This window comes from Paenibacillus sp. sgz302191 (genome assembly GCF_057749925.1).
Genome location: NZ_JBYLHY010000002.1, coordinates 185,220 through 211,699, shown reverse-complemented (window position 1 = coordinate 211,699; position 26,480 = coordinate 185,220). Strand labels below are relative to the sequence as shown.

Annotated in this window: 19 protein-coding genes; 13 read left to right on the top strand and 6 right to left on the bottom strand. The window is 54.0% G+C overall.

Going from position 1 to position 26,480, the window contains the following annotated elements; genetic code table 11:
* Positions 1–7: 7 nt before the first annotated feature.
* From fba to AC3G2T_RS03315, 4 genes are all read left to right on the top strand, one after another.
* Positions 8–874 (top strand): class II fructose-1,6-bisphosphate aldolase, encoded by an 867-nt coding sequence (gene fba, locus AC3G2T_RS03330; RefSeq protein ID WP_488434533.1) that lies wholly within the window; start codon positions 8–10, stop codon positions 872–874.
* Positions 871–1,809: a 1-phosphofructokinase family hexose kinase gene (locus AC3G2T_RS03325; protein ID WP_488434532.1), complete on the top strand. Its 939-nt coding sequence runs from the start codon at positions 871–873 to the stop codon at positions 1,807–1,809. The genes fba and AC3G2T_RS03325 overlap by 4 nt, the downstream gene beginning before the upstream one ends.
* A 71-nt stretch (positions 1,810–1,880) precedes the next feature.
* Entirely contained in the window at positions 1,881–3,041 is a 1,161-nt protein-coding gene (locus AC3G2T_RS03320; RefSeq protein ID WP_488434531.1) for a Gfo/Idh/MocA family protein, read from the top strand.
* A gap of 66 nt (positions 3,042–3,107) precedes the next feature.
* Positions 3,108–3,911, top strand: a complete 804-nt coding sequence (locus tag AC3G2T_RS03315) for a DeoR/GlpR family DNA-binding transcription regulator (RefSeq protein ID WP_488434530.1) — start codon at positions 3,108–3,110, stop codon at positions 3,909–3,911.
* 1,369 nt (positions 3,912–5,280) lie between these two features.
* On the opposite strand, the gene AC3G2T_RS03310 is transcribed toward AC3G2T_RS03315, so the two are convergent.
* Positions 5,281–6,312, bottom strand: coding sequence for a LacI family DNA-binding transcriptional regulator (locus tag AC3G2T_RS03310; RefSeq protein ID WP_474680303.1), 1,032 nt, complete (start codon positions 6,310–6,312; stop codon positions 5,281–5,283).
* Between the two features lie 360 nt (positions 6,313–6,672).
* On the opposite strand from AC3G2T_RS03310, the gene AC3G2T_RS03305 reads away from it, so the two are divergent.
* From AC3G2T_RS03305 to AC3G2T_RS03280, 6 genes are all read left to right on the top strand, one after another.
* Positions 6,673–7,848: an ABC transporter substrate-binding protein gene (locus tag AC3G2T_RS03305; RefSeq protein WP_488434529.1), complete on the top strand. Its 1,176-nt coding sequence runs from the start codon at positions 6,673–6,675 to the stop codon at positions 7,846–7,848.
* A 15-nt stretch (positions 7,849–7,863) separates the two neighbouring features.
* Positions 7,864–8,802, top strand: a complete 939-nt coding sequence (locus AC3G2T_RS03300) for a carbohydrate ABC transporter permease (protein WP_488434528.1) — start codon at positions 7,864–7,866, stop codon at positions 8,800–8,802.
* A 16-nt stretch (positions 8,803–8,818) separates the two neighbouring features.
* Complete coding sequence (locus AC3G2T_RS03295; protein WP_474680300.1) at positions 8,819–9,643, top strand: carbohydrate ABC transporter permease; 825 nt, start codon at positions 8,819–8,821, stop codon at positions 9,641–9,643.
* A gap of 20 nt (positions 9,644–9,663) precedes the next feature.
* Entirely contained in the window at positions 9,664–10,965 is a 1,302-nt protein-coding gene (gene melA / locus AC3G2T_RS03290; protein WP_488434527.1) for an alpha-galactosidase, read from the top strand.
* On the top strand, positions 10,962–11,915 hold the full coding sequence (locus AC3G2T_RS03285; RefSeq protein ID WP_488434526.1) for a carbohydrate kinase family protein: 954 nt from the start codon (positions 10,962–10,964) through the stop codon (positions 11,913–11,915). The genes melA and AC3G2T_RS03285 overlap by 4 nt, the downstream gene beginning before the upstream one ends.
* Positions 11,916–12,096: 181 nt before the next feature.
* On the top strand, positions 12,097–13,641 hold the full coding sequence (locus AC3G2T_RS03280) for a right-handed parallel beta-helix repeat-containing protein (protein ID WP_488434525.1): 1,545 nt from the start codon (positions 12,097–12,099) through the stop codon (positions 13,639–13,641).
* Between the two features lie 112 nt (positions 13,642–13,753).
* Here AC3G2T_RS03280 and AC3G2T_RS03275 read toward each other — a convergent pair whose 3' ends face one another.
* Positions 13,754–15,496 (bottom strand): sensor histidine kinase, encoded by a 1,743-nt coding sequence (locus tag AC3G2T_RS03275; protein WP_474680296.1) that lies wholly within the window; start codon positions 15,494–15,496, stop codon positions 13,754–13,756.
* Between the two features lie 88 nt (positions 15,497–15,584).
* Here AC3G2T_RS03275 and AC3G2T_RS03270 point away from each other — a divergent pair, with 88 nt between their 5' ends.
* A complete protein-coding gene (locus AC3G2T_RS03270) occupies positions 15,585–16,331 on the top strand; it encodes an MBL fold metallo-hydrolase (RefSeq protein WP_488434524.1) in 747 nt (248 codons plus the stop codon).
* 89 nt (positions 16,332–16,420) lie between these two features.
* On the opposite strand, the gene AC3G2T_RS03265 is transcribed toward AC3G2T_RS03270, so the two are convergent.
* Positions 16,421–17,413 (bottom strand): cellulase family glycosylhydrolase, encoded by a 993-nt coding sequence (locus AC3G2T_RS03265; protein WP_488434523.1) that lies wholly within the window; start codon positions 17,411–17,413, stop codon positions 16,421–16,423.
* 507 nt (positions 17,414–17,920) lie between these two features.
* Between AC3G2T_RS03265 and AC3G2T_RS03260 the strand changes: the two genes are divergently transcribed.
* Together AC3G2T_RS03260 and sigK are read left to right on the top strand one after the other, a co-directional pair.
* The gene (locus tag AC3G2T_RS03260) at positions 17,921–22,135 is read left to right on the top strand and encodes a glycosyl hydrolase (protein ID WP_488434522.1); all 4,215 of its coding nucleotides are present in this window, start codon (positions 17,921–17,923) and stop codon (positions 22,133–22,135) included.
* A 219-nt stretch (positions 22,136–22,354) separates the two neighbouring features.
* Positions 22,355–23,056, top strand: coding sequence for an RNA polymerase sporulation sigma factor SigK (gene sigK / locus AC3G2T_RS03255; RefSeq protein ID WP_488434521.1), 702 nt, complete (start codon positions 22,355–22,357; stop codon positions 23,054–23,056).
* Between the two features lie 343 nt (positions 23,057–23,399).
* Here sigK and AC3G2T_RS03250 read toward each other — a convergent pair whose 3' ends face one another.
* The 3 genes from AC3G2T_RS03250 to AC3G2T_RS03240 form a co-directional block, all read right to left on the bottom strand.
* Positions 23,400–24,485, bottom strand: a complete 1,086-nt coding sequence (locus AC3G2T_RS03250) for a M48 family metallopeptidase (protein WP_488434520.1) — start codon at positions 24,483–24,485, stop codon at positions 23,400–23,402.
* A 308-nt stretch (positions 24,486–24,793) separates the two neighbouring features.
* Entirely contained in the window at positions 24,794–25,333 is a 540-nt protein-coding gene (locus AC3G2T_RS03245) for a hypothetical protein (protein WP_488434519.1), read from the bottom strand.
* Entirely contained in the window at positions 25,314–25,847 is a 534-nt protein-coding gene (locus tag AC3G2T_RS03240) for a hypothetical protein (RefSeq protein ID WP_474680289.1), read from the bottom strand. Before AC3G2T_RS03240 ends, AC3G2T_RS03245 begins: the two co-directional genes overlap by 20 nt.
* Positions 25,848–26,480: the final 633 nt, after the last annotated feature.

Sequence of the window (26,480 nt, the reverse complement as noted above, 5' to 3'; positions counted from 1 at the left end):
AACTTATATGCCGCTTATTTCATCCACAGAAATACTGCAAACCGCCAGAAAGAACAAATACGCCGTCGGTGCTTTCAACGTCCACACGCTGGAAATGCTGCAAGCCGTCGTTGAGGCGGCGGCGGAGACGCATTCCCCGCTAATTATTCAGTCTACGGTCGGCACGGTTAAACATCTGGGCCCGGACTACATTGCTGCGGCCGCGACGGTCGCCGCGAACCGCACGGGAGTGCCGATTGCGCTGCACCTCGATCATTGCACCGATTTTACACTCATCGTTCAGTGCATCCGCGCGGGCTATACATCGGTCATGATCGATGCTTCGATGCACCCGTTCGAAGAAAACGTGAGCCGCACGCGCAGCGTGATGGAAGTGGCGTCGGCAGCGGGCGTGAACGTCGAGGCCGAGCTGGGCAAAGTCGGCGGCGTCGAGGACGATATCGTCGTCGACGAGCGCGACGCGCTGCTGGCCGATCCGGAGGAGTGCAGCCTGTTTATCGAGCGGACCGGCGTCGACACGCTGGCTCCGGCTATCGGAACCGCGCACGGCATTTACAAGGGCGAGCCGAACATCGATTTTGCACGGATCGAGCAAATCGCGTCGCGCGTCGCAGCTCCGCTCGTGCTGCACGGCGGTTCGGGCATTCCGGCCGAGCAGGTGAAGCGGGCGGTGTCGCTCGGCATGGCGAAAATGAACGTGGCGACCGAACTGCGCATCGCTTTCTCGAATGCGATCAAAGACGTATTTGCCACGCATCCGGACGAGAACGACCCGCGCAAATATATGGTTCCGGCCAAAGAAGCGGTCAAACGTCTGGCGATTGAAAAAATGCATCTGTGCGGCTGCATCGGCAAAGCCGGCGATCTGCGATGATTACGACGGTCACGCTGAACGCGGCCATTGACAAGACATATTATGTCACGCAATTCGGCTTGGGGGTCGTGCAGCGCGTCGCCCGGCAAATCGCCGAGCCCGGCGGCAAGGGCAACAACGTCGCCAAAGTAGCCCGGCTCCTGGGCGGCGACGTGACGGCATCCGGCTTCATCGCGGGAAGCAGCGGCTCTTTCATCGCGGAGCGGCTTGAGGAGCGCGGCATCGCGACAGCGTTCGTCCGCGTGCCGGGCGAATCGCGCGTATGCCTGAACATCATCGACGAGTCCAGCGGCACATCGACGGAACTGCTGGAGCAAGGCCCCGCCGTAAGCGAAGCGCACATCGGGGAGATGAAGCAAACGATTCGCAGGCTCGCCTTGCAATCGGGCGTCGTCGTGCTGTCCGGCAGCTTGCCGCCGGGCGCGCCCGCCGATCTGTATGCCGACCTCATCGGCATCATTCGGGCTGCGGGCGCGCGCGCTTTCCTGGACACCAGCGGCGCGGCGCTTGGCAGCGGCCTGCGAGCGCGGCCGCATTTTGTAAAGCCCAACGAGCAGGAGCTGGCGCAATGGCTCGGGGTTGACGCCAGCGCCATCGGCGAGACCGACGGGGCGGAGGCCGCCGCCAAGCTTGCGGACGAAGGCATCGCCCAAGTGTGCGTGACGATGGGCGGTCGCGGTGCGATAGCTGTCATCGACGGCCGCGGCTATCGGGTTATCCCGCCGGTCATCCCGGCGGCGGTCAATACGGTCGGCTGCGGCGATTCGTTCGTGGCCGGGATGGCTTTTGCCGAGGAGCGCGGCGCGTCCGCCGAGGAAAAGCTGCGCATTGCCGCAGCGGCCGCTGCAGCCAATGCGATGTCGGAAAAAGCGGGTCACATCGACTACGCGCTATTTCAATCGTATATGGAGCAGGTACGGGTCACGGCCCTGTAAAGGATCGCCGTCATGCGCCGCCACACCGCGCGGCGAGGGTGCTCCTTTTTGCCGGGAGAGGGGGAATGGTTATGAAACTTGGTGTTGTCGGATATGGGACAAGAATACGCTCTATGATCGACGAGATTATGCAAATTGCTCCCGATACGCAAATTGCGAGCGTTTGCGACCCGCAGTCGGAGCGGGTTCGTGGGCAGTTCGAAGGGACGGGGCGGCCTGTTCCTGCTTTGTTCGACGCCGTGGAACAAATGCTTGCTGAGTCGGATTCGCTGGACGGCGTTATGATCGGGACGCGCTGCTCGCTGCATACGCCCATGGCATTGCAGGTGCTGCCGACGAATCTCCCTATATTTCTGGAAAAGCCGGTCGCTATCAGCGATCATCATCTGGCTCTGCTGCATGCGGCCGGCGGCAAGCGCGGCAGTACGGTCGTCGTCAGCTTTCCGCTGCGGCTCTCGCCGCTCGTCAAACTTGCGAAGGAAATCGTCCAGTCCGGCAAAATCGGGCGAATCGAACACGCGCAGCTGGTCAACAATGTGCCCTACGGCAGCGTTTATTACCAAAATTGGTACCGGGACGAAGAAGAAACGGGCGGATTGTTTCTCCAAAAAGCGACGCATGATTTCGATTATTTGAATGCGATTCTGGACATTGCTCCGACGGAAATTTGCGCGATGACCTCGAAGCAAATTTTTAAAGGCGACAAGCCGGCCGGACTGATTTGCCCCGACTGCGCGGATCATGCGACATGCCCGGAGAGCGCTGTGCGGAAGCGCAGGGAAGGGCGGGAGCCCGAGGGCGAGCAGTGCTGTTTCGCAGTCGATACCGGCAATGAAGACTCCGGTTCTGCCCTGATCCGCTACGAAACGGGCATGCATGCCGCGTATTCGCAAAATTTTTTCGCCCGCGGCGCTGCCGCTGCCCGAGGTGCCAGGCTGCTCGGCTACAAGGGCACGCTGGAGTTCGATTTTTATACGAACGCGGTCAAAGTTTTCATGCATCACACGGCGCGGGTGGAGACGTACGATCTGAGCACGGGGAATTTGAATCATAGCGGCGGCGATACCGCGCTTGCTGCGAATTTTGTCGATGTGATCGCCGGGCGGGCGAAATCCGAGGCGCCGCTCGAAGCGGGTATCGTCAGCGCAGCGATGTGCCTCAGGGCGCGCGAGTCGTCGGCGACGTCCTCTTTTCAGAAGATAACCATTCCTCCGCACCCGCTTGCAATCTAGTCTTTTATCCTCCAAAATTAGGAATACCACGGAAGACGGATGCGGATTCCTCAAAAGGAGAGAGTTATGGAACATTCAAAGAGCGAGCTGCGGAGAATGAGGGCGCTGGAGCTGATCAAACTGCACGGCAAAATCACGGTACAGGAAATCGTCGAGGCCATCGGCTGCTCGGAAGCTACGGCCAGGCGCGATCTCGATATGCTGGAAAAATCGGGCCAAATCATTCGCACCATCGGCGGCGCGATTTATGAGGGAGCGCTGATGCAGACCTCGTCGGAGCTTCCTTTTGCCGACAAGCGTTTCTTTCAGCGCCAAAGCAAGGAGCGCATCGCCAAGGTGGCGGCCGAGCTTGTCGAAGAGGGCGATGTCGTCTGCCTGACGGGGGGGACGACGACGTTTTTTATCGCCAGAGCGCTGAAACAGCATCGCAACATTACGATTGTGACCAATGCGGTCAATATCGCGGCGGAGCTGGCGGATGCCGAAGGCGTGCAGGTCGTCGTCATTGGCGGCGTCATGCGCGCCAAAAGCTACGAGCTGATCGGTCCTCTGGCCGAAAGTGTGATCGACAAAATCAACGTCACCAAAATGTTTCTCGGCGTCGACGGCGTTTCGCTGGAGCACGGGTTTACGATGCATTCGGAGCTGGAAGCGCGCATCGCGCAGCTGCTGATCGAGCGTTCCGGGCAAGTGTATGCAGTTTTTGACCACAGCAAGCTGCAAAAAGCGGCGCTGTTCACGATTATCCCGCTGAGCCGGGCGACGGGAGTGATTACGAACAAGCAGCCGGAGAGCTGGTTCGAGCAGGCTTGCCGGGAGCGGCAAGTCGCCGTGCATCTCGCAGCGGACGATGCCGCGCTGCCTTTGTAGGGCTCTGGCCTGGCCGCAGCGCCTGCGGACATGCGAAAAGCGCCTCCGCGGTTCCGGAGGCGCTTTTTTTGCGGGCGGGGCACGCGGCGCGCCGGCTCCAGTGGGCGGCCTCGCCGCCAGAGCTGCGGAGCCGGGAGCGTGCGGCATCCGCCAGCGCCAGCGCTAGCGCTAGCGCGACGCGGCGAAAACTCTGCGGCGCTTATGCCGCCGCAAATCGCAAGCGGCTCGGACAAGTAATCGGATGCCAAGCCAACAGATGCTGCGCCGATTTGAACGGCTGGTTTCGTGCTCCTGCCGCCTATTATAGTTGGTGCACGGTTCTTTAAGCGACTTGGCATCAGCAGTCGGCAAAAACCTGCGAAAGTGCAGGCTTTTTCCGCGAAAGTAGCTCATTTTTGGGAAAAGCCTGCGATTGTACAGGAATTTTCGAGGAAAATGAGTCTGCGCCGACGTGTTCGATGAAAAACCTGCACATTTGCAGGAAGTTCTTGAAGCCGGCGCTTTAAAGCGCAAAAAGCTGCACTTTTGCAGGCTTTTTACGCGCTGCGTGCGGAATCCACCAGCGCGCCGTGGCGTGCCCGGGCGTCACTGTAATGCACCGCTCCAGCGTGCAGGCTAACCGCATCGCCGCAGAGGCGGGAGCGTGCGGCATCCGCCCGCGCCATCGCGCCGCGTCTCGCCCGGGCGTTCACCGCGCCGCACCGGTTCCAGCATGCGGGCTCGCCGCATCGAAGCGGAGGTGGGAGCTGCGTGGCGAAAACCTTGCAGCTCTTACGTCCGCCGCAAATTGATTCAATAGTCTCGGACAAGCAACTGGATGCCAAGCCAACAGATGCTACGCCGATTTGAGCGGTTGATCGCAATTTCGTGCTAATTCCGCCTAAAGCCGGTGCACGGTTCTTTAAGCGACTTGGCATCAGCAGTCGGCAAAAACCTGCGAAAGTGCAGGCTTTTTCCGTGAAAGTGGCTCATTTTTGGGAAAAGCCTGCGATTGTGCAGGAATTTTCGAGGAAAATGAGCAAGAGCCGATGTGTTCGATGAAAAACCTGCACATTTGCAGGCTTTTCCCAAAGGCAGCGCATTAAAGCGCAAAAAGCTGCGCATTTGCAGGCTTTTTACGCGCTGCACGGGAATGTGCTGTCATTTGGCGTGCGGGTTTACTGGCAATGCGCCGGCTCCAGCGTGTGTACACGCCGCATCGCAGCGGAGGCGGGAGCGAGCAGCACCCGCCCGCGCCATCGCGCCGCGTCTCGTCCTGGCGTCACAGCGCCGCGCCGGCTCCAGTGTGCGTACACGCCGCATCGCAGCAGAGGCGGGAGCGCGCAGCACCCGCCCTCGCCGTCGCGCTGCGCCCCGCCGCCGTGGGCGTTCATTGCGGCCGTGTGACCGGCCAATCGCTCGATTGCCGGAAGATCGGCTCGAACGGCAGCACGATTTTGATCGGCAGCGGGTAGGGCGAGTGGATGCATTGCAAAATCGTTTTTGCGGCGACGATGCCGATTTCGAATGTCGGGATGTGGATCGTCGACAACGGCGGTACCGTGTAGCGCGAAGGCTCGTTGTCGTCGAAGCCGACGATCGCGAAGTCTTGCGGCATGCGGAAGCCTTTCTCCGCAATGGCACGCATGGCGGCCATCGCCATGATGTCGCTGGCGGCGAACACGGCTGTCGGCAGCTGCCCGCGGTGCTCGTCCAAGTATTTCAGCATCAGCCTGTAGGCATGATCCGGCTCCCATTCGGCGTTGATCACATGGTGCGGCGATACGGGCAGACCGGCTTGCTCCAGCGCCTGCTTGTAGCCGCGGTACCTTTTTTCCCGGTCGAATTCGCCGGACAAGCCGGTGCCGCCGATGAACAAAATGTCGCGGTGGCCCTGGTCGACCAGGTGTTTGACGGCAATGCGCGCCGCTTCTACACGGTCGTAGGAAATGGTCGGAATGTCCGGGTCGGACACGTCGATGCCGACGATATGTTTGGTGTGCTTTTTCAAGGAGTTGTATATTTTGGGATCGATGCCTTCGACTACGATTATCCCTTCGATCTGATCCTCAAGCGTAACTTGGCGCAAAATTTCCGCTTTTTTCAAATCTTCCTGCGTATACGTGAAAGCGATTTTATAGCCGTTTCTGGACAATTCCTTCTCAATTCCGTCGAAAATGACGGAGAAATAAGGATGGTAATGACGGTTTTGCATCGTCGACACAATGCATCCGATGCTTTTGGCCGCCGCTGCCGTTACCAGGCCAGGGGTCTTGATATGATAACCGAGATCGCGCGCGGTATCCCAAATTTTTTGCTTCGTCTCGCTGTTCACGGTGCGGTTGGCTTCATTAGCCAGCACGCGGGATACGGTGGAGATGGAGACGCCGACGCGAACAGCGATATCTCTTAAAGTGGTCATGACGATAACCTGCCTTTTTCAACATTCTTATTTTTTTGCCGCAAAATCTCACTCTTTATGTTAAGTAAAAAGCAGCGCAAGGTCAACTTGAATTTGGGTGAAAATATTGCAAAATGATTGTAAAATTTGCGGCAAAATAACGAGAAAAATGCATTGACTGCACCTATTTTTTGCGGTATATTTTTCATATCGGCAATAAAAATGAACTTATACATACGTTCGGAAGGGGTTATTTTTATGCGATTCTCGAAGTTTTTTGCTGTTTTTGCATCTGTTTGCGTAATTTTTGCAATAGTTGGCTGTTCCAGTGATGCAAATTCTCAACCGACGGCGGCCGGATCGTCCGCAGCGCAAGGGAAAGTGAAGCTCGTTTTTTGGAGCCACCAGGAAGACGCTTTTATAAACGCCTACAAAAAGATGATCGAAGCCTACCAAACCGTGCATCCGGGCGTAGAGATCGACTATCAAACTTTCCCCTACGACGTTTATAACCAGAAATTGAAAGCTTCCTTCTCAGCCAAAAATCCGCCGGATATTGCCGAAGTTTTCGGTACGTGGGTGCCGGAGTATTCCAAGAACGGCCTGCTTGCCGAGCTGCCGAACGGCGACGCACTGCGCAAGGAGTACTATGAAGCTCCGCTCGGCGGATACACATGGGACAATAAATTGTATGGCTTGCCGATGGAGTACAACATCGAGAACGGGGGCATGCTGATTCATCCGCAAATGCTGAAGGACAAAGGCATTGCCGGCCCGCCGGCGACATGGCCGGAGCTTGTCGATGCGGCGAAAAAACTGACGGTCCGCGATGGCGGCGGAATTAAGGTGAAAGGCTTCGATTTCGTTTCCGGCGACAATATTACGTTCACGTTCCTTTCATTCATTTTGCAGCAAAAGGGCAAAATTTGGGGCGACAACGGCCACGTAAACTTCCAGACCCCAGAAGCGGTTAAAGCGATGACGGCGCTTAAAACGCTGGTCGCCGACGACAAGGTCGCAGACCTGACAACGTTTGGCGGCGAGCTGGATACGTCCGATTATTTTTTTCGCGGCAATTCCGCGATGACTTACCGCGGTCCGTGGACGATCGCCGCCGGCCTGAACAATTACAAGGCGAAAGATTTTGAATACGTGCCCATGCCTTCCTTCACTTCGGAAAAACCGTACTTCGCAGCGGAATCCGGCTGGGGAACGATTGTGGCGCAAAAGAGCAAAGCGCAGAAGGAAGCGCTCGACTTTGTTCAGTTCATGGCTTCCAAAGACAACCTGCGCACATGGAATCTCGCCACGTTTACGGTTCCGGCCAAAAAGGAAGTGGCTGAAGACCCGGAATTTTTGAAGCAAAATCCGTATATGAAAACGCCGATCGGCGTTCTGCCGTACGGTCAGTGGATCGGACCGGTAGCCGACCGCGATTTTTTCTTCAAACAAGTCAACGACCATTTCCAACTGATGGCGACGGGGCAGGAGAGCGTAGAAGACGGGCTTAAAAAAATCGAGAAAGCGATTAACGATAGCCAGGATCAACATAAGTGATCGGAGTGTTAGGACATGAGCAACCGTACGATAACTAGCGAGAATAGGCGCATGCAGACAGCGGAAGCAGCGCCTGTCCGATACCGCAGCGGGAAACGTTTTGTATTCATTTCACTTGCGCCTGTGCTGCTCCTGTTCGGGATATTCGCCTTTCTTCCGATTGCCTGGAGCTTGATTTTGTCATTGTTCAAATATAATCCGCTCAGCGATCATGCGATCTTCACCGGCGCGGATAATTATGTCCGTATGCTGGGGGACGCGGTTTTTCTCAAATCGCTCTGGATAACGTTCAAATTCGTCATCATTACCGTCGCCGTCAACATCGTCGTTACACTGCTCATTGCCATGGCGATTCAACGGGTGCGGGTGCGCTGGCTGAAAGATTTGTTCCGCACGCTGTTCTTTTTGCCGACGATCGCACCGCTGGCCGGAACCGCCATCGTGTGGAGCACGATGTTCAATTACCAGAACGGCCTGTTCAATATGCTGCTTGGCCAGCTGCATGTTGCGCCGGTTCAATGGCTGAGCGACCCGCGTTATGCCCTGCTCTCCGTCATCATGATGACGCTGTGGGCCGATATCGGCTACAATATCGTGCTGTTCATGGCAGGGCTGGATTCGATACCGGATATGTATTACGAGGCCGCCATTCTGGACGGCGCGAACAGGTGGGAACTGTTTAGACACGTCACGCTGCCGCTTCTAAGAAGAACGACGCTGTTCGTGACGATCACGACCGTGATCTCGTACTTCCAGGCGTTCCCGCAGTTCCAGATCATGACCAAAGGCGAGCCGTTCAACGAGACGAGAGTGCTTGCGCTGCACATTTACGACCAGGCGTTTTCCAACTCGAATATGGGTTATGCGTCGGCGATGGCCGCCGTGTTCCTCGTCGTCATCTTATTGGTCACTTTGCTGCAGCTGAGATGGGGCCGCACGCAATGGGAATATTGACAGGAGGCTGGAGCTTATGCATCGCAAAAGTGTCTGGATCGATACGTTCGTCATCGTCGTCCTCATAGCGGCTGCCGCCGTCATGCTTACGCCCTATCTTTGGATGGCGCTCTCTTCGCTCAAGAGCAACATGGACATCATTTCGGGCTCAAGCGGCTTTTGGCCGAAGCATCCGAGCCTGGACGGCTACCGCACCGTGCTGCGGGACGCTCCTTTCGGCAAATGGCTGTTCAACAGCGCCCTGACTTCCGTCATCATCACGGCGGCGACGCTGTTCACCAGCGCGCTTGCCGGATACGTTTTCGCCAAGCACCAATTCAAGGGCAAGCGCCTTATGTTTCTGCTCATTTTGGCGACGATGATGATTCCGTTTCAGGTTGTGATGATTCCGACTTATTTGATTACGGCGAAGCTCGGACTTATCAACCACTTGATGGCAGTCATTTTACCGAATCTGGTCAGCTCCTACGGCGTATTTTTGGCCAAACAGTTCATTGAGGATATTCCCGAGGACTTGCTGGATGCGGCCAGGATCGACGGTACGGGCGAGCTGAAGCTGATGGTTCGCATCGTTGCTCCGCTCATATTGCCGATGCTGTCGGCGCTGGGCATTTTCACCTTCATGAATTCGTGGAACAATTATTTGTGGCCGCTCATTGTGCTCAACGATATGAACAAAATGACGGTTCCGCTCGCACTGGTCTATTTCAACGGTACGCATGTCGTCAACTACAACGTCGTCATGTCGGCGGCCGTGCTCATTACGATTCCGGTTATTATCGTGTTCCTTATTTTCCAAAAGCAGTTCATCAAAGGCTTGACGATGACGGGCATGAAATAAATGCATACAAGGAGAAGCATATGACGAAAATTACGATCATTGGCGCAGGCAGCGCATTCACGCAGGAGATTGCAATGGACATTTTGAATATTGCAGGAGTGGACGGCGGCACGATTGCCCTTGTAGATATTGATGCGGGCCGGTTGGATATCGCCAGACGGCTGGTGCTCAAAATCGTAGAGATGACGGGCAAAAAGTGGGACGTTATCGCATCTGTCGAGCGCAGGGACGTACTCTCGGGCTCGCAGTTCGTGATCAATCAGATTGAAGTTGGCGGGCTGCAAACCGTCAGATACGAATACGAAATTCCGCTGAAATTCGGCGTCAACCAATGCATCGGGGACACCTTGGGCCCCGGCGGTTTGTTCAAAACGCTGCGCACGCTCCCCAGCTGGATGGACATCGTCAAAGACATCGAGGACTTATGTCCGGACAGCATCATTCTCAACTACACGAATCCGATGTCGGCGGTAACTTTGCTGACCTCCCGCATTACGGACATTCCGGTCGTCGGGCTGTGCCACTCGATTCAGAACACGTCCCGCCAGTTGGCGAAATACGCCGGCGTTCCGTACGACGAGCTTCAGTGGAGAGCCGGGGGGATCAATCACATGTCCTGGTTCGTGGAGCTGACGCATCAAGGGCAAGATCTGTATCCGGTGCTGCGGGAAAAAATCCAAAATCCGGACCTGCTGCACAAAGATCCCGTGCGCTTCGACGCGATGAAATATTTGGGCGCTTTCGTCTCCGAATCGAGCGGCCATTTCTCGGAGTACATTCCGTACTACCGCAAGCGGCAGGAGCTGATTGATCTGCACTGCAATTCCGGCTACAATGGCGCTACCGGCTACTATGCCGACAATTGGCCGATTTGGCGCAAGGAAAACGACGAGAAAATCTTGCAGCAGTTGGAGGGTACGGCGCCACTTGAGCTGCAATCCAGCAACGAATACGCTGCGGTCATTATCGAAGCGATGCTCAAAAACGAGACGAAGGTGATCTACGGCAACGTGCCGAATCAAGGACTTATTCATAATTTGCCGCAAAACGGCGTCGTCGAAGTCGCCTGCATGGTTGACCGCAACGGCGTCAACCCTTGCCGCTTCGGCGAGCTGCCGGAGCATCTGGCGGCGCTGTGCCGCAGCAATATGGCCTTCTTCGAGCTGGCCGTGGGCGCCGTGTTGAACAACGACAAGGAAATGGCCCGCCATGCGCTCATGGTCGATCCGCTCTCTGCGGCCGTCTGCTCGCTGGCCGAAATCAGCGACATGTTCGAGCAATTGTACGAAGCGGAGCGGGATTACATCCCGGCTCTCCGATGATGCGTGCCGGCCAAGGGGCCCGGCCCCGTACCGTTATTGTCGCCGGCGAGCTGAACGTAGACATCATCCTGTCCGGCAGCGACGTCGTGCCGGAATGGAACCGCGAAAAAATAATCGACGGCTTCCACGTCGTCTTGGGCTCTTCCTCGGCCATTACGGCGTGCGCGCTGGCGAGTCTTGGCCTGGATGTCCGGTTCGTCAGCGTAGTCGGCGACGATGACTTCGGAGCGTTTTGCACGGCTGAGCTGCGCCGCATGGGCGTAGACACCGAGCATATCAAGCCGCTGTCCGGCGTGAAGACCGGCGTGACGCTGTCGTTCTCGACGCCGTCGGACCGCGGGCTGCTGACGTACCCGGGCTGCATCCCGCTGCTCGCGCCGGAGCACTTTCCGGAGCAGCTGCTGCAGGAAGCGGACCACCTTCACTTCGGCTCGTACTATTTGCAGGACGGGATGAGGCCGCATTGGAAGGCGCTTTTCGGGAACGCGCGCAGCCAGGACGTCAGCACCTCGTTCGACACGGGATGGGATGTGCGCAATGCGTGGGACCGCGAAGGGATTTGCGCACTGCTCGCGCATACCGATTTGTTTATACCGAGCGAAGAGGAAGTTTTCCATATTTTCGAAACCGATTCGATCGACGGCTTGTTCGCGAAGCTGCCGCCTGACGCCGGGCTCGTTGCCGTCAAACAGGGCTCCAGAGGGGCGACGCTGCGCGAGCCTGGAAAAGCGCCGTTAACAGCGAGACCATACCGCGTAATGCCTGTCGATACGACCGGAGCGGGGGATTGCTTTAACGCAGGTCTGATCTATGGCTATCTGCAAGGCTATAGAGCCGGGCAACTGCTTCAATACGCGAACGCTTGCGGCGCTTTATCGACTCAGGGGTCCGGCGGCACGGGCAGTCTGCCGACGGCGGAAGGCGTAGCCCGTTTGCAGGCGGCTGACTGAGCGCCCATCCGGATTGCACAAACGGTACAGCATCTTTCATTTTGCCTGTGACAGACTCCTGGAATGACGGTTCCGCTTCGGAAAGGGGGTGATGCGAGAAGGTTTCGGGTACTGCAGCCTCAAGAAATTCGCTTGATTTGAAAGCGCAAGGCCAAATACTTGATCAGGGAGATGATGGTTCGTGTTGAAAATTGGGAAAAGTGCAATTATAGGCATGAGTATCGCCGCATTAAGCCTTATAATCGGAGAGGTTCGTCCGTCGTCGGCTTCCGCCTCCGGGCCGGAGTATTACGTATCCGCGACAGGCAGCGATTCGAATGCCGGCACCAGCAGCGCGCCGTGGAAAACGCTGCAGCATGCGGCGGACGCAGCCGATCCGGGGAGCACGATCTATGTGCGGGGAGGCGTCTACAACCAGAAGCTGAAAATAACGCGCTCCGGTTCCGCTGCGCAAGGGCCGATCACGTTCACCAATTATGCTTCCGAGGTTCCGATTATTGACGGAACGGGACTTTCCGTCAGCGGTGCGGAAGGAATCGTCGATCTTACAGACGCCAACTACATAACGATCAAAGGTTTCGAAATCCGCAATTATACGACGACGACGAACGGCGTCATGCCGGTCGGCATTTACGTGCACGGTTCCGGGAGCTTCATCAGCTTGCTGAACAACAAAGTGCATGATATCAAAAATACGGCGACTCCGACAGGCAGCGCCTTGAGCGGCAGAGATGCGCACGGCATCGCCGTGTACGGCACGAAGGCGCCCGATTCGATTCATGACATCACCATCGACGGCAATGAGCTGTACAATAACGTGCTCGGCTCCAGCGAGACGCTTGTATTGAACGGCAATGTCGATACGTTCGCCGTCACCAACAACGTTATTCACGACAATGACAACATCGGCATTGATATAATCGGCTTTGAGGGCAAATCTCCCAATACTGCCTACGATCAGGCCCGCAACGGCTTGGTCAAGGGCAACAAGGTTTACAACATTACGTCCAACAATAATCCGTCCTACGGCAAAACGCTGCCGAACAACAGCAACGCGGCTGACGGCATCTACGTCGACGGCGGCAAAGACAGCGTGATCGAGCAGAACTACAGCTACAATAACGACATCGGCATCGAAATCGCTTCCGAACACGCCGGCAAGTCGACGAGCAACATTACGATCCGCAGCAACATGGTGTACAACAACCGTTTGACGGGCATCGCCATGGGCGGTTACGACACCAAGCGCGGCTCGACCGAAAATTGCAAAATCGTCAACAACACGCTGTACAAAAACGATACGCTCGGCGACGGCAGCGGCCAACTGTACGTGCAGTACGACACGAAAAACAACGTTATTAAAAACAATATTATGGTAGCCAGCTCGTCCGATGTCTTGATCTATAACGAGTACACGAAAAACTCGGGCAATGTCGTCGACTACAATTTGTACTTTGCCCCGGGGGGCAGCTCGAATGCGACCTGGACGTGGAAAAACAAAGCGTACACCGGTTTTTCCGCTTACAAAACAGGAACCGGCAACGATGCGCACTCTTTGTTCGCCGATCCTTTATTTGTCAATGCGTCGGCCAATAATTTCCACCTTCAAGCGACATCCCCGGCGATTGATGCCGGATCGACGGATACGGCGATCATCGGGAATTACGATATCGACGGCCAGGCCAGAGTTCAGGGAGCGGCGGTTAATATCGGCGCAGACGAATAAGGGTCAAGCAACTGAAAGCGCCCAAGCCGCGAAGCCGCGACGTGCTTTGCAAACAAAAAAGCGAATGGCCGGGGAAGTCCCGGTATTCGCTTTTTTTGACGTTGATTCCGCATCAGATCGGAATGTAAACTTTGAACCGGGTTTCGGTTTCGCTGCTTTTTACCTGAATGATGCCGTTGTACGTCGAGACGATTTTTTTCACGATATTCAAACCCAAACCGGAGTTTTTGCCGCCTGTCGGCTTGGTCGTGAAGCCGGGTTCGAATATTTTTTGCTCTATCCCCGCAGCGATCGGCTCTCCGTTGTTGATGATTTCGAAAGTCAGCTGATTGCCCTCGATCCGGCCGATCAGCCGGACTTCTTTATCGGCGTTTTTATTCGACTCGGCAACGGCTTCGAACGCATTATCGATCAGGTTGCTGACGATTTTGACCATATCCGTCGCTTTCAGAGCCCCCAGCTGAATGCCGCCCAGGTTATCCACTTCGTGGTGGAAATTGATTTTTCGTTCGAGCGATTGTATGACTTTGGACTGCACAATCGCGCTTAAGGACGGAACGTTGATTTGGATAATATCGTTGAGAGCGCTCGTCTCGCCGATAATTTCTTTCGTGTACCGCTGCAGCTCGTCGTACTCCTTCAGGTGAACGAGCGAGTGGATCGTCGCGACATGGTTGTTAAAATCGTGCCGCTGCTCCTTCATGGAGCGGAAGAGAGAGTCGATGTTATCGACGTACACTTCCTGAATGCTTTCCGCCGTCGCCTCGCGGTTGCGGTTCACAAAACGGATCGCAATGACAATGATCAAGAAGGCGATCATGGCGGTGGAACCTATGAGCAGAAGCAGGTTGGACTGCTGATGTTGAAGCCATTGCTGCACTTTTTCATAATCGGCGGTAAGTCCGATCACCACCGGAAAATCAAGCTGCAGCGGGATAAACATTTTCAGATAAGGCTTCCCGTCCACGGTTGTCAAAAACTGCTGCCGCTGCTTGGATTGCATCACTTTGCCCACATACTCGGCATCCCGGCCGTCCTGCATCAAATACGACCCGAACAAAATTTCGCGGTCGGAAAACCAGACGTAGCCTCCTTTTTTATACTGCGCTTGCTGCTTCAAAAAAATCGGCGGGTTGTACACCGTAATTTCCTTGGCCCCGTTGACCGATTCGCTATGAATAACTTCGTTGATGAAAGCGTCAATGCCGGTATCCCGCTGGTAATCGCGGAAAAAGGTATCGTGCACGAAAGGGTCGAGGATATAGTTCGTCCGTCCGTCGTAGTAATATCCCCATTTGTCGACATACTTCGGATTGGTCATGGAGGTGTTGATCGGTCCGGACCAATAATGCGGCAGGGCTTGTCCCGATTTTACCTGCGTATTCCCGGTATCCAGCAGCTCGTTGAAAGCTATGAACCAGTCGTCGCCCCATCCCTTGGTGCTCATGCCGATTTCCTTGGGATCGGAGGATTTGTAGCCGATAATGTCGTCGCCGCTGCGTTTCATAAGCGTGATGTGATCGACCATCAAATCTTTGCTGATCTCGGCCAGCTCTTCGTTCGTCACCTGCTCGATGTCCGGGTTCAAGCGGTATTGGGCGGCGATCGAGGCGGTTCGCAGGTTCGTTCCGATCAGATTTTCCACGTATTTTTCGCCGGTTTTCGAATGTTTGATAGAAATCGCCAAGTTGTCCGCGATCAGCTGCATCCTGGCTTCCAGTTCGGAGGTCAGCATCCTTTTCGTATAATGGTAGAATACGCTGTCGGTTAGTAGTACAATGATAAGAGAAATCATTAAAATGACAATTGAGGAACGAAATTGCACTTTTTGCTTCTTTTGTATGTTACTGTTCACGCCAGTCCTCCCAAGAATAAACTCTATTGACATCATACATACAACAGTGCAATTTCACTAGGAAAAATATGGATGGGAGAATTTATTGATGAAATTGACATTTTTGGGCTGCGGCGACGGCTTCAGCTTGCTTCAAGGCCACAACAGCGCGCTGCTACAATTCGCGGACACGAACTTATCCATTGACTTTCCCGAATCGAACCACATCGGCCTGCACCAATTGGGCTTAAAGCTGAACGATATCGCGCATATTTTTGTGACGCACCTGCATGAAGACCATATTAACGGGCTGCAAAAGCTGGCGCTGTTTCACCGCGTCTACCCCGCCGCCAATAAACCCAAGCTGTTCGTACCTGCAGGACTCCGCGAACCTTTGTGGGAATGCCTGCGCCACGGGCTTGAACTGACAACGCGCGGGAAGCGGGTGCTGGAAGATTACTTCGAAGTCATCCTTGTGGAGCGCAGCTTTGAGATCGCGGGCGTGGAATTCGAGCTCGTCCCAACGCTGCATGTTCCCGGCATGCTGAGCTTCGGGCTTTTGTGCAAGCCTTACTTCTACTTCAGCGGCGATACGGTGTTGGATGCGGCATATCTTGACCGCGTAGCGCCTGAGGTGGAAACGGTTTTCTACGAATGCCACATGCAGGACGATGTGCTGCCGTCCCATACGTCGCTGCAGGAAATTCAGTCGCTGCCTGCGGATATTCAGGACAAAACGATTCTCATGCATTATGTGGACGACTATCTGGACGCCGATTTGAGAGAACCGTTCCATTTGCGCGAGCGGGTTCGGCTGGCCGAGCCTTTGGTTGCGTATACGTTTGGGAGCAAGTAAACGGGCCTAAAGGCAATATCAAAAACCTTGATTTCCAGCCGGAGGTGGAATCAAGGTTTTTGGCCGTACGGGCCGGCAATGCCAGACCCTTAGTAGACGGTCGCGCGTTTGCCGGTCGCTTTAATGCCGTTGGTGCCGTTGACGACGAGATTGCCCCAGGCGGTTAGCGTCTTCCAGTCGCTGCTTTGGGCCATATCCAGCCATGCGTTGGAACTGTCGTTGCCGGTCCAGGACCAGGCCAAATATCCGATTCCTTTGGATTGGCACTGGTTCATGACTTCCTGGGCGTCAACTTTGCTTCCCAGATTGTTATTGCCGTTATTGTAATTGTAGCCGAACTCTCCGACGACGACGGCGAGGCCCAAATTTTTGATCGCTTGAAGTTCTGTGCCGATTTTGCTCGAGTCGTTCCATGCGGCGTACATATGAATGGAGAACATCACATTTTTGTTCGGATCATGGTTCAGCAAAGTTTGCCCGTAAGCTTTAATGGGGGAAGAATATTGTCCCCAACCGGAAGCGTCGATCATAATCGTGTTGGTTATCCCTGCGCTGCGTATCGTCGTGATGGCCGTTTTGTAAGCGTCCCGCCAGGTGGTATCGGCCAGATTGTTGTCTCCCCATTCGTTGGCGATGTTGACAATGACGTATTTCGCATTGTTGATCAGGATAGGTTTAATATCGCTTCTGGCAAAATATTGCGCCATGGCGTTGACTTGATTCGGATCCGTCCCGCCGGTCACATCGTGAAGCTCAATGACGCCGATAAGCTTTAATTGCTTTAATCGGTCGACGATTTGCTGCAAGCGCGCGGCCGTACCACTGGTGCTCCAGACGACCCGTACAGTATTGGCGCCGTTTGCGCTAATCGTATCAAGCGCGGCGTACGCCTGGCTGTCGTACCAAATATGAGGGTTGTTGACTCCGCGCATGACAAAATTCGATCCATTGGCATCCTTCAAACTGGAATCGCTTACATAAAACCCGGAAGCTGCATCCACTTTCGTGCCGTTCGTCAAAACGAGCACCAGCATCAACATCAAGCAAAGGGATACAATACCGGCATTTCTACATGTTTTCATCGTCTCATCTTCTCCTTTCAGGTTTGGGTCCTGCAAGTAAATCCCGCCTGCGGCAAGGCGCGTCCGGCTTCGCAGATTTTCCTCCTTTCATGTAAAAGGGTTTGAGTCAAGCGCTCTCCGGCATGCTCACCTCCTTTGGCATTTTCAGTATAAAGGCAATTCACGGAAAAAGAGTACCTGTCAAAACTAATATCGGTACCTGACAAATCTAATCTCTTTGGAACCACAAAAGACGATAGCCTTCGGAAGATTTGTTATTTATATCGCTAACTTTATGATAACTTTTTTTTGTGATTCTAATAAATTTCACTAAAAACAGGATTGAAATTTACATAAATTTGTTTATAATAGCGTTAAAGCGCTTCCAAATCTATTGATTCCCTGGATTCTGTTAGCGATAATGAACTAACAAAATATTTTCGTTAGGAAGGCGGTGCAATGGAAAATCAAAAGTTACGGCGAACCTGGCTTCGGGTCAATTCATGCGAAAAGAAGAGGAGGCAATGCATGTTAAAAGCGAAAAAATGGTTGGGGACCGTTCTGACTGCAGCTATTGTAGCTTCCCCCTGGTCCCAGGCTGCGGCATCGGCTCCGGCAATAGCGGCAGCGAATGCGGGCTTCAGCGATGCTCAAGGGCACTGGGCGCAAGCCAGCATAGAAAAATGGGCGGCGAATGGAGTTTTGAGCGGGTATCCCGGCGGAACGTTTCACCCGGATGACGGGATTACGCGAGCCGAATTTGTTACGGCGCTGAACAAATTGTTCGGTTTCTATGTCAAATCCGATCTCGCTTTTGCCGATGTGGTCGCATCGGACCGGTATGCGGAGCAGTTCGCGTTAGCCCGCAAAGCGGGTTACTACGAAGGCTTCCCGGGCAACCGGGCGCACGCCGCCGAAAAGTTGACCCGCCAGGACGCGGTCACACTGTTGGCCCGCATTTTTGCTCTGCCGGCCCGCAAAGATGCGGGGAAATTTCGGGATGCGGCGCAAATTCAGGCGTATGCGTTGAACGCGGTGAATGCGCTTACGGGATTCGTCAACGGTTATGACGACGATACGTTCAGGCCAACGGAGCCGATTACGCGGGCGGAAACCGCTGCGCTGATCGACAAGCTGGTTGCCGGCTTTTATGCAGGCGAGGGAACATTCGAGGGAGGGACGATCACCGGCAACGTCGTCGTGAACCATGGAGGCGCCGTGCTGAAACATGCGACCATCAACGGCAATTTGTACCTTGCCGCAGGTATCGCGGATGGTGACGCAGCGCTCGACGGTGTGAAGGTGACAGGCCGGACGTTCGTCTCGGGCGGCGGCGTCAATACGGTTACTTTTCACGATTCCGATTTGAACGAAGTTTACGTGAACCGCAAGGAAGGCGAGGTACGCGTGGTGGCGAGCGGGACGACGCAAATGGCTCATATTGCCGCGGACCGTTCCGCCAAGCTTGAGTTCGGCGCGGGAACGGCGGCTGCGGCGGCGGATATCAACCAAACGGCAGAGGTCGCCGTGGGCGAAGGGGCCGCCATTGGGGAGTTGAACGTAGCCGGCACGGCAGGTGGAACGAAGATTGCCGGGAACGGGGACATCGCAAAAGCGCAAATTGCGGCGGCCGGAGTTACGCTCAACGGCAGCGAATTGAAACCCGGCTCATACGCAATCGCCAAGGGAAGCGCCGGACCGGCAGCGAACCCTTCGGCGGCGGGGCCGGTATCGTCCGGGCCTGCGTCATCCGATTCGTCGGGCGGCTCCGGCGGTTCCAGTCCGGTGCGCACCGAAAACTTTGCGGATCAAAATGCCAGCTCCGAAACCAAGTCATTATTCGCTTATTTGGAAGATATTCGCGGCAAGGAAATTTTGTTCGGCCACCAGCATGCGACGACAGAAGGCATTTCGATTACGGCCAAGGATGGGACGCAGTCCGATGTAAAGAATGCGGTCGGCGACTTCCCCGGCATGTTCGGTTGGGATACGCTTAGTCTGGAAGGCAAAGAAAAGCCGGGTGCGCTCGGCGCAACCAGGGAAGAAAACCGCGATAAACTGATCGCCGTGATGAAATCGGCTTATCAGGCAGGGGGTGTGCTTACGCTGAGCTCGCACATGCCGAACTTCGTAACGGGCGGAGGCTTCTATGATACGAAGGGCAGCGTCGTTTCCCACATCCTGCCGGGCGGCGACAAGCAGGCGGAGTTCAACCAGTTTCTCGATATGGTTGCCGACTTTGCGCTCCATTTGAAGGATGACAACGGCAAGCTGATTCCCGTTATTTTCCGCCCGTTCCATGAGCAAAACGGAGGCTGGTTCTGGTGGGGCGCGCCGTACCGCACGAAGGAGCAGTATGCGGAAATTTACCGCTATACGGTGGAATATTTGCGCGATAAGAAAGGCGTGCACAACTTTTTGTATGCGTTCTCGCCGAACGGTCCGTTCAACGGGGCGGATGCATCGTTTCTCGAATCGTATCCGGGCGACGACTACGTCGACATTCTCGGTTTCGACTATTACTATGACGGAACGAGCGAAGGCTGGTACGATGCGGCCATGAAGAATGCGAAGCTCGTATCCAAGCTGGCCGACGCCAAAGGGAAAGTCGCCGCCGTCACCGAATTCGGCTATTCGAACGTGAAACCGACGGGAACGAAAGATTTGAAGTTTTTCACCAAGCTGATCGCAGCGCTGCAAGCCGATCCGGACGCCAAGCGCATGGCGTATATGCTGACCTGGGCGAACTTCAGCACTGATTCCATTTTCGTTCCTTACAAAAATGCGCCGAACGGCCTTGGCGATCATGAACTTTTGCCGGATTTCGTCAACTATTACAACGATCCTTATACAAGCTTCAGCCGGGAAGTCAAGGCGGCCGATGTTTATAACAAACCGATCGCGGCAGCTCCCGAGCAGCCGTTCATGCACATCGCGTCCCCGACCGCCAACCAGACGGTGCCGACGACGAAGGCGTCGACGATCCGTGCGCGGGTGCTGAACCAGGATGTGGACAAAGTGGCGTATTATATCGGCGGCGATACGACGGAACACATCATGGCAAGGGACGCCGACGGCTTTTACTACACGGCCGACTGGACGCCGGGGGCAGCGCTGGACGAATCAGGCACGACGCTGACGGTCAAGTCTTACGCGAAGAGCGGCGCTGTGCTGTCACAGACGATTCAGGTGTTTGTAAGCGACGTGCAGGGCAATACGAATCCACTTGTTGTAGACACGTTCGAGAACTATAAAGGCAGCGACGAGCTGCTGCAAGCGGCTTACAGCCCGGCAGGCGATCTGAATACGATATCGTTGGCTGCGGATCACGCGAATGGAGGCAAATACGGCCTGAAATTGGCCTATAACGTAAACGGCCAAGGCTACACCGGCCAGACGAAAAACATGAACAACGCCGACTGGTCGGACGCCAACAAGCTGAAGTTCTGGCTTGCTCCCGACGGCAGCGGCCAAAAGCTTGTCATCCAGATCAACGCAAGCGGCATTTCTTTTGAAGCGTACCCGTCTCTGGCGGGAACCACGGCGGGCATGGTGGAGATTCCGTTCAGCCAATTCGTTCCGGCGCCATGGGACACTGCGAATGCAGGCAAGGTCATAACGAAAGAGAATCTGAAGGACATCCGCGCCTTCTCGATCTATGTGAACAAAGCTGCAGGTACAGCAGGTACGTCCGGCACTTTATATTTTGACGATATCGAGGCTTACAACGACGGCACGGGCGGCGTGCCGAACGGCGGAACCGGACCGGGAAGCACGCCTGCGCAGCCAGGGCTTCTGTACGGGTTCGAATCCGGCACGCAGGGCTGGACCGTTGACGTGAACAACGCAAGCGCTGCAGCGGTCACGGCGGATGCGTCGGCAGAAGGCACGCACGCGCTTAGTGCGGCATTCTCGCTGGCAGGTTCCGACTTCGAAATCGTCAAGTTCGAGGACATCGATCTGAGCGCTGTAGATACGCTCAGCGCGATGGTGAAGCTGGCCGGCGGCACGGCCAAGGCCCGTTTATACGTCAAGGCAGGCCCAGACTGGGCGTGGTCGGACAGCGGCAGCTACGATATCGGCTCTGGCGGTTTCACGACTATTTCGCTTCCGCTCGCCGGCATTGCAAATCTTAGCAGCGTCAGGGCAATCGGCCTTAAGCTGGAAAGTTTTAGCGGAATGGGCGAGTCCGCCGTTTATTTTGACAATGTGCGGCTTTCCAAAGGGGGCGCGGTGTTTCAACCCGTCATTTACGGGTTCGAAGACAGCACGGTGCAAGGATTCAGCATCAATACCGATAACAACAACCAGTACAATACGGCGCTCGCCGGCGGGCTTTCGGTAACGGATGCCGCTTACGCCGCAGCCGGTGCGCACGCGGTAAAAACCGACTTTTCGCTTAACGGCGGCCAGTTCCAAATGAGACGCATGGCGCTGGCAGACTTGTCTGGCGCGTCCGCGATCACGGCCAAGGTCAAAATCGTTCCCGCTGCCGGGGCCAACATCGCAGGCGGCGCAACGCTGCAGCTGTTCATGCAAAGCGGAGCAGGCTGGGGAACATGGACAGCTTCCACAGCCGACCCGGCAGCACAGACGGATGCCAGTGGTTTTGTTACATTAACGCTGAATATCGGCCATGTAAGCGACCGAAACCTTACGCAAGCGTTCGGGATTCAAGTCATCACGCCTTCCGGCTCCTCCAGTACAGCCACGGCCTATGTGGATGAAATAACGATCTCATAGCAAGCGGGCAAATCACTTTCAGCCTTCAAGCAGCCTTTCGATGCAAACCTGCATCAGAGGGCTGCTTTTTGCTGTTCGCGCTGGCCCGGACTCGCCTGCGGCTCATCCGTGAATAATTGGTGCAAACTTTCGGGTACAGGCACTTCTGGGCAAACACCCACATACAATGATACTATTCACCATACGTTCAGCATTGGAATCATGGAGGGGGTTGTTGATATGCCCGGTTTTTTCGCCGCCATTGCGATTTTCGTCAAACAACTTACGCTGCTCGTTTCATATGTCAAAAATAATGCCTTCCCGCAACCCTTAACCGAGGAAGAAGAAGAAAAGCATCTCAGGCTCATGGCCGAAGGCAATGATCATTCCCGAAACATGCTGATCGAACATAATTTGCGGCTTGTCGCCCATATCGTCAAAAAATTCGACAACACGGGTGAAGATCTGGAGGATTTGATCTCCATCGGGACGATTGGATTGATCAAGGCGATCGAATCGTTCTCGCCGAATAAGGGGACTAAGCTGGCGACGTTCGCAGCGCGGTGTATTGAGAACGAGATCTTGATGCATCTGCGATCGCTCAAGAAAACGCGCAAGGATGTATCCCTACACGATCCCATTGGCACGGATAAAGAGGGGAATGAAATTACATTGATCGATATCCTTGGCACGGAAGCCGACGATGTTGTGGATAAGGTGCAGCTCAAGATTGAGAAGAGCAAAATCTACAAGAATTTAGATATATTGGATGAGCGAGAGAAGGAAGTCGTGGTCGGGCGGTTTGGATTGGAGCTTGGCGGGGAGGAGAGAACGCAACGGGAGATAGCGAAGGAGTTGGGAATATCGCGGAGTTATGTGTCGAGGATAGAGAAAAGGGCGCTCATGAAGCTTTATCATGAGTTTTATAAGGCGAAGCGGTAATGGGAAGGGCTAAGGTCCTTCCTATTTTTCGTTATTTTGTTCCGGAAATAAGAATGAAAAAAAAGTATTAGGGCTGCGAATGTAAAGTTTTAGACTGGACGCCAGCGTCAAACGAGGAACGATAACTGAATAAAGACATGAAGGCAGCCGGCCAGTACGATCGGCTGGCTTTGTTGAACTTCGGGCAGTAGAGCGTGGTGTTCCATTTCCCATCATCACATTGTGCATGATACTCCCGAATCAAGGTCCCGATTTGCTTCGTAATCAATCGATTCTCTCAGCCCTTCATCAAAATATTGAATGACGAGCTAACTTGCGAATTGTTGCACAGTTGCCCTTTCTCCTAGACCTGCCGTACATACTCATAAAAAAGCCTCGTTGTCATGCATTCCAGTGATTCCAGTTCATGGATCCATAGAGCTGCAGGCCTGTCGTCCGATTCATGCTCCGAAGGAGCGGAAGAAAGGGAGGCGATACGGTCCAGTACGCTGGCATGGGTTTCCGTTTCGACGTTCAAAGCCGCTCCGGACAAAGCTTCACGTTCTTCCTCCAATTTGTTCGTCCATTCCGTCCAAAACGACAGATACAGGTTATCGACATCTCCACCAGCTTCCGGATTGTTATCGGTAAGAATCCGAGCGGCATAAGTATGAAAATCATTTCCGACACCTTCCACTTTACTCAACGCTGCCGCGAGATAGCCTCCCCCTGCGTACCCGGCGGCACGCCGATCAGCCAGAAATTCTTGCGTAAGGCTGATCTCCATACTTTTGCGATGGAACCATCTCGCATACCCTTGCAGCAAAAAAAGCGGAACGATGAGTGGAAGAACGGACAAGGAATATTGTTCGCGATTGAGGAGCAGTTCTTCCTGGATGCCTCGGGCTGCCTCGCCGGCCATTGTAAGTGCGGGCTGAACTTTACGTATATAGTGGATATCGCCGCCGGTTACATGAGCCAATTCATGGTGAATAACGGCACGAAGTTCACTTGCTGTCAAGTAGCGGAACATCGGGAGACTGAGGATCAGGCACGTGCCGCTGTATATGTCGCCGCCTAAGAAGCGCAAAGGACCGGCCGTCACCATGCATTCGCTCGTCGCATGTAAAGCGATCTGATCCGGCATCGGGCATTTCGCTTTATTGCAGCATCTGCGGATCAGTTCGAACAATTTCGGCTGATTATTTTCGTCGATCAATAAAGCGGGTTCGTTCTCGGGAATAGGCCGGAATGTTCGCAAGATCCCGCGGTAGATCATGGCCGATCCGATGTACAGTCCGCGACCGAGCGGCCATGCCGTGAATACAGCTAGGATAGGGATCAGGTCGATATAGCAATAAAGTAACGCAACCCAAATGCCGAATGCACCAAAAGCTGTAGCAAACAGTGATGCCGGTACGACAGCATAAACGCCATAGGCATATAACATTATCATCCGCCTTCGCGAATAAAGGGTCGAAAGTTCCGCCTGCATGATATCACCACTTAATCGAAAATGTCGAAAATATACTATATTTTTAAATATTAATAAATATTGACTATTTTGTATAAATAAACTATATTAATCTCGCAACCAAGACGAACAAGGAAGGAGGTTATAGCCATGACTTCAAGTCACTGCCAAGGGGTTTCAAGTGTAGGTCCAATTTCAAGCATTCGCCTCACTGCGAAGAAAGCCGTCATCGCTAAGAAGTAATCTTGCTGAACCAAACGCCCGGGATCCGGGCGTTTGGTTCATTAATGTCCCTCGCGGGACTGAATTTTTGTTCTGGCGTTCATCTTCCCATACCGCCCGATAAATTCATCAAACTGCGCGGAATATGTGCAGTGTACCCCGTAATTGCTTTGGAATTCTCCGGTTTTCCGTGCCATTTTGCTATACATGGCATTCAGGTATTCGTTTTCTTTAACCGCAAGGAAATAAACGTCGGTAACCGGAATCTCCGCGCCCATCATCCCATCGATAAATGCCCTCCAGCCCAAATACAGCAGCTTGCTGAAACGGAATTGTTCAAGAATAATGACAGTACCAATGAAAACGGTGGAAGGATCCTCGAAATTCCGGTCTGGAGTTCCTACGGAATATCCGATATATCCGGCGATCTCGCCTTCGCTTTCTCCGTAATACACGCCGCCGTGCTCTTTGTACATCATAATCTCCAGAAGCGCCGATTCGGGATCGAGTGTCGGGTTCATTTGCTTGTAATGCTTGATGTAAAACTCGGAAAACCGGTACCACTGGTCGTCCGTTTCGCATTTATCCATGTGAAAAGCCATCGATCGTCGTCCCCTGTCTGCAAAGTGTTGCTGTGTAGGCAGCAAGTTCGTTGGTCTGTACGCTATAATAATCCAATAACCCGCACGCTTTCTCCAAAGTGTCCTGATAGACTGCGAATTTGCCGAACAGCTTCCGATAACACGGCTGCGGAGCGGCATAAAACATGACCCGATGCCCCCCGGCAGTCCTGACTCTATCCGTTAACAGAGCTAAACCTTGGGCGAACAAGCGACTCCGCCGATACTTCTGATTCGCAAAGGCGATCAGCACTTCCACGTTCTCCACGTCCTGATATTCCCCAAGATCGGTGCCATATGTATAAACTACGACAGCGACAGGTCGTCGGCATTCATCCCGGCAAAGTAAAAATTCTCCTTGGGTGACGGAAAGGTACAACGACCCGATCACCGTTTCAAACGCATATGGCAAACTAAGCTCACGACGTCGGCTCAAAAGAAACAAAATCGCGTCTTCCACATCCCCGTCTGCCTGACAAATCGTCCATGTATTCATAAGCTTCCTCCTCCACTCGACCTAATTGAAATACGGTGAAAAAACCGCGGAGCAGGGCGGAATTATTATGCCTTAACTTAGAATAAATCGGTGTCTCCTTTACTTCTATACCTAAAAAGGGGTATTTTTGTTCATCGATTAAGATCCCGGCGGTCTGTTCCTGTCCGGTGAAAATAAAGTTAGACTGAGAAGCCTTTGCAGAAAGTCTCGTCTCATGCGCTCATAACCTTGACTTGCTATATATTACTTGCGGAGATGAAGACGCAATAGCGATTGACAGCTATATAAAATCCATAGCTGGGCTTAGCTGTTATGCGGGGGATCATCTTCATCATTTTTATCACATTCTGATTAAAGATGGTTTACATGATTTTCATGTTTGGAATATTGGAGTCTACAATTTTAGTCGATTGATTTTCAAATGAAATAGGTGACAAAAAAAGTCTCGCCTTTTTTCTAAATCAAATAAAGATGCTGCCGTGATAAACGACAGCATCTTTATTTATAGTGTATCTAACAGAATAAGCTAAGACTAACCAATATTCCTACAAAATTCCTTCCAGCCGTATTATTGTCTCTGTACGAAGGAGTCACGAAAAACTACAATGAATTCAGAAATGATATCGCTTACAA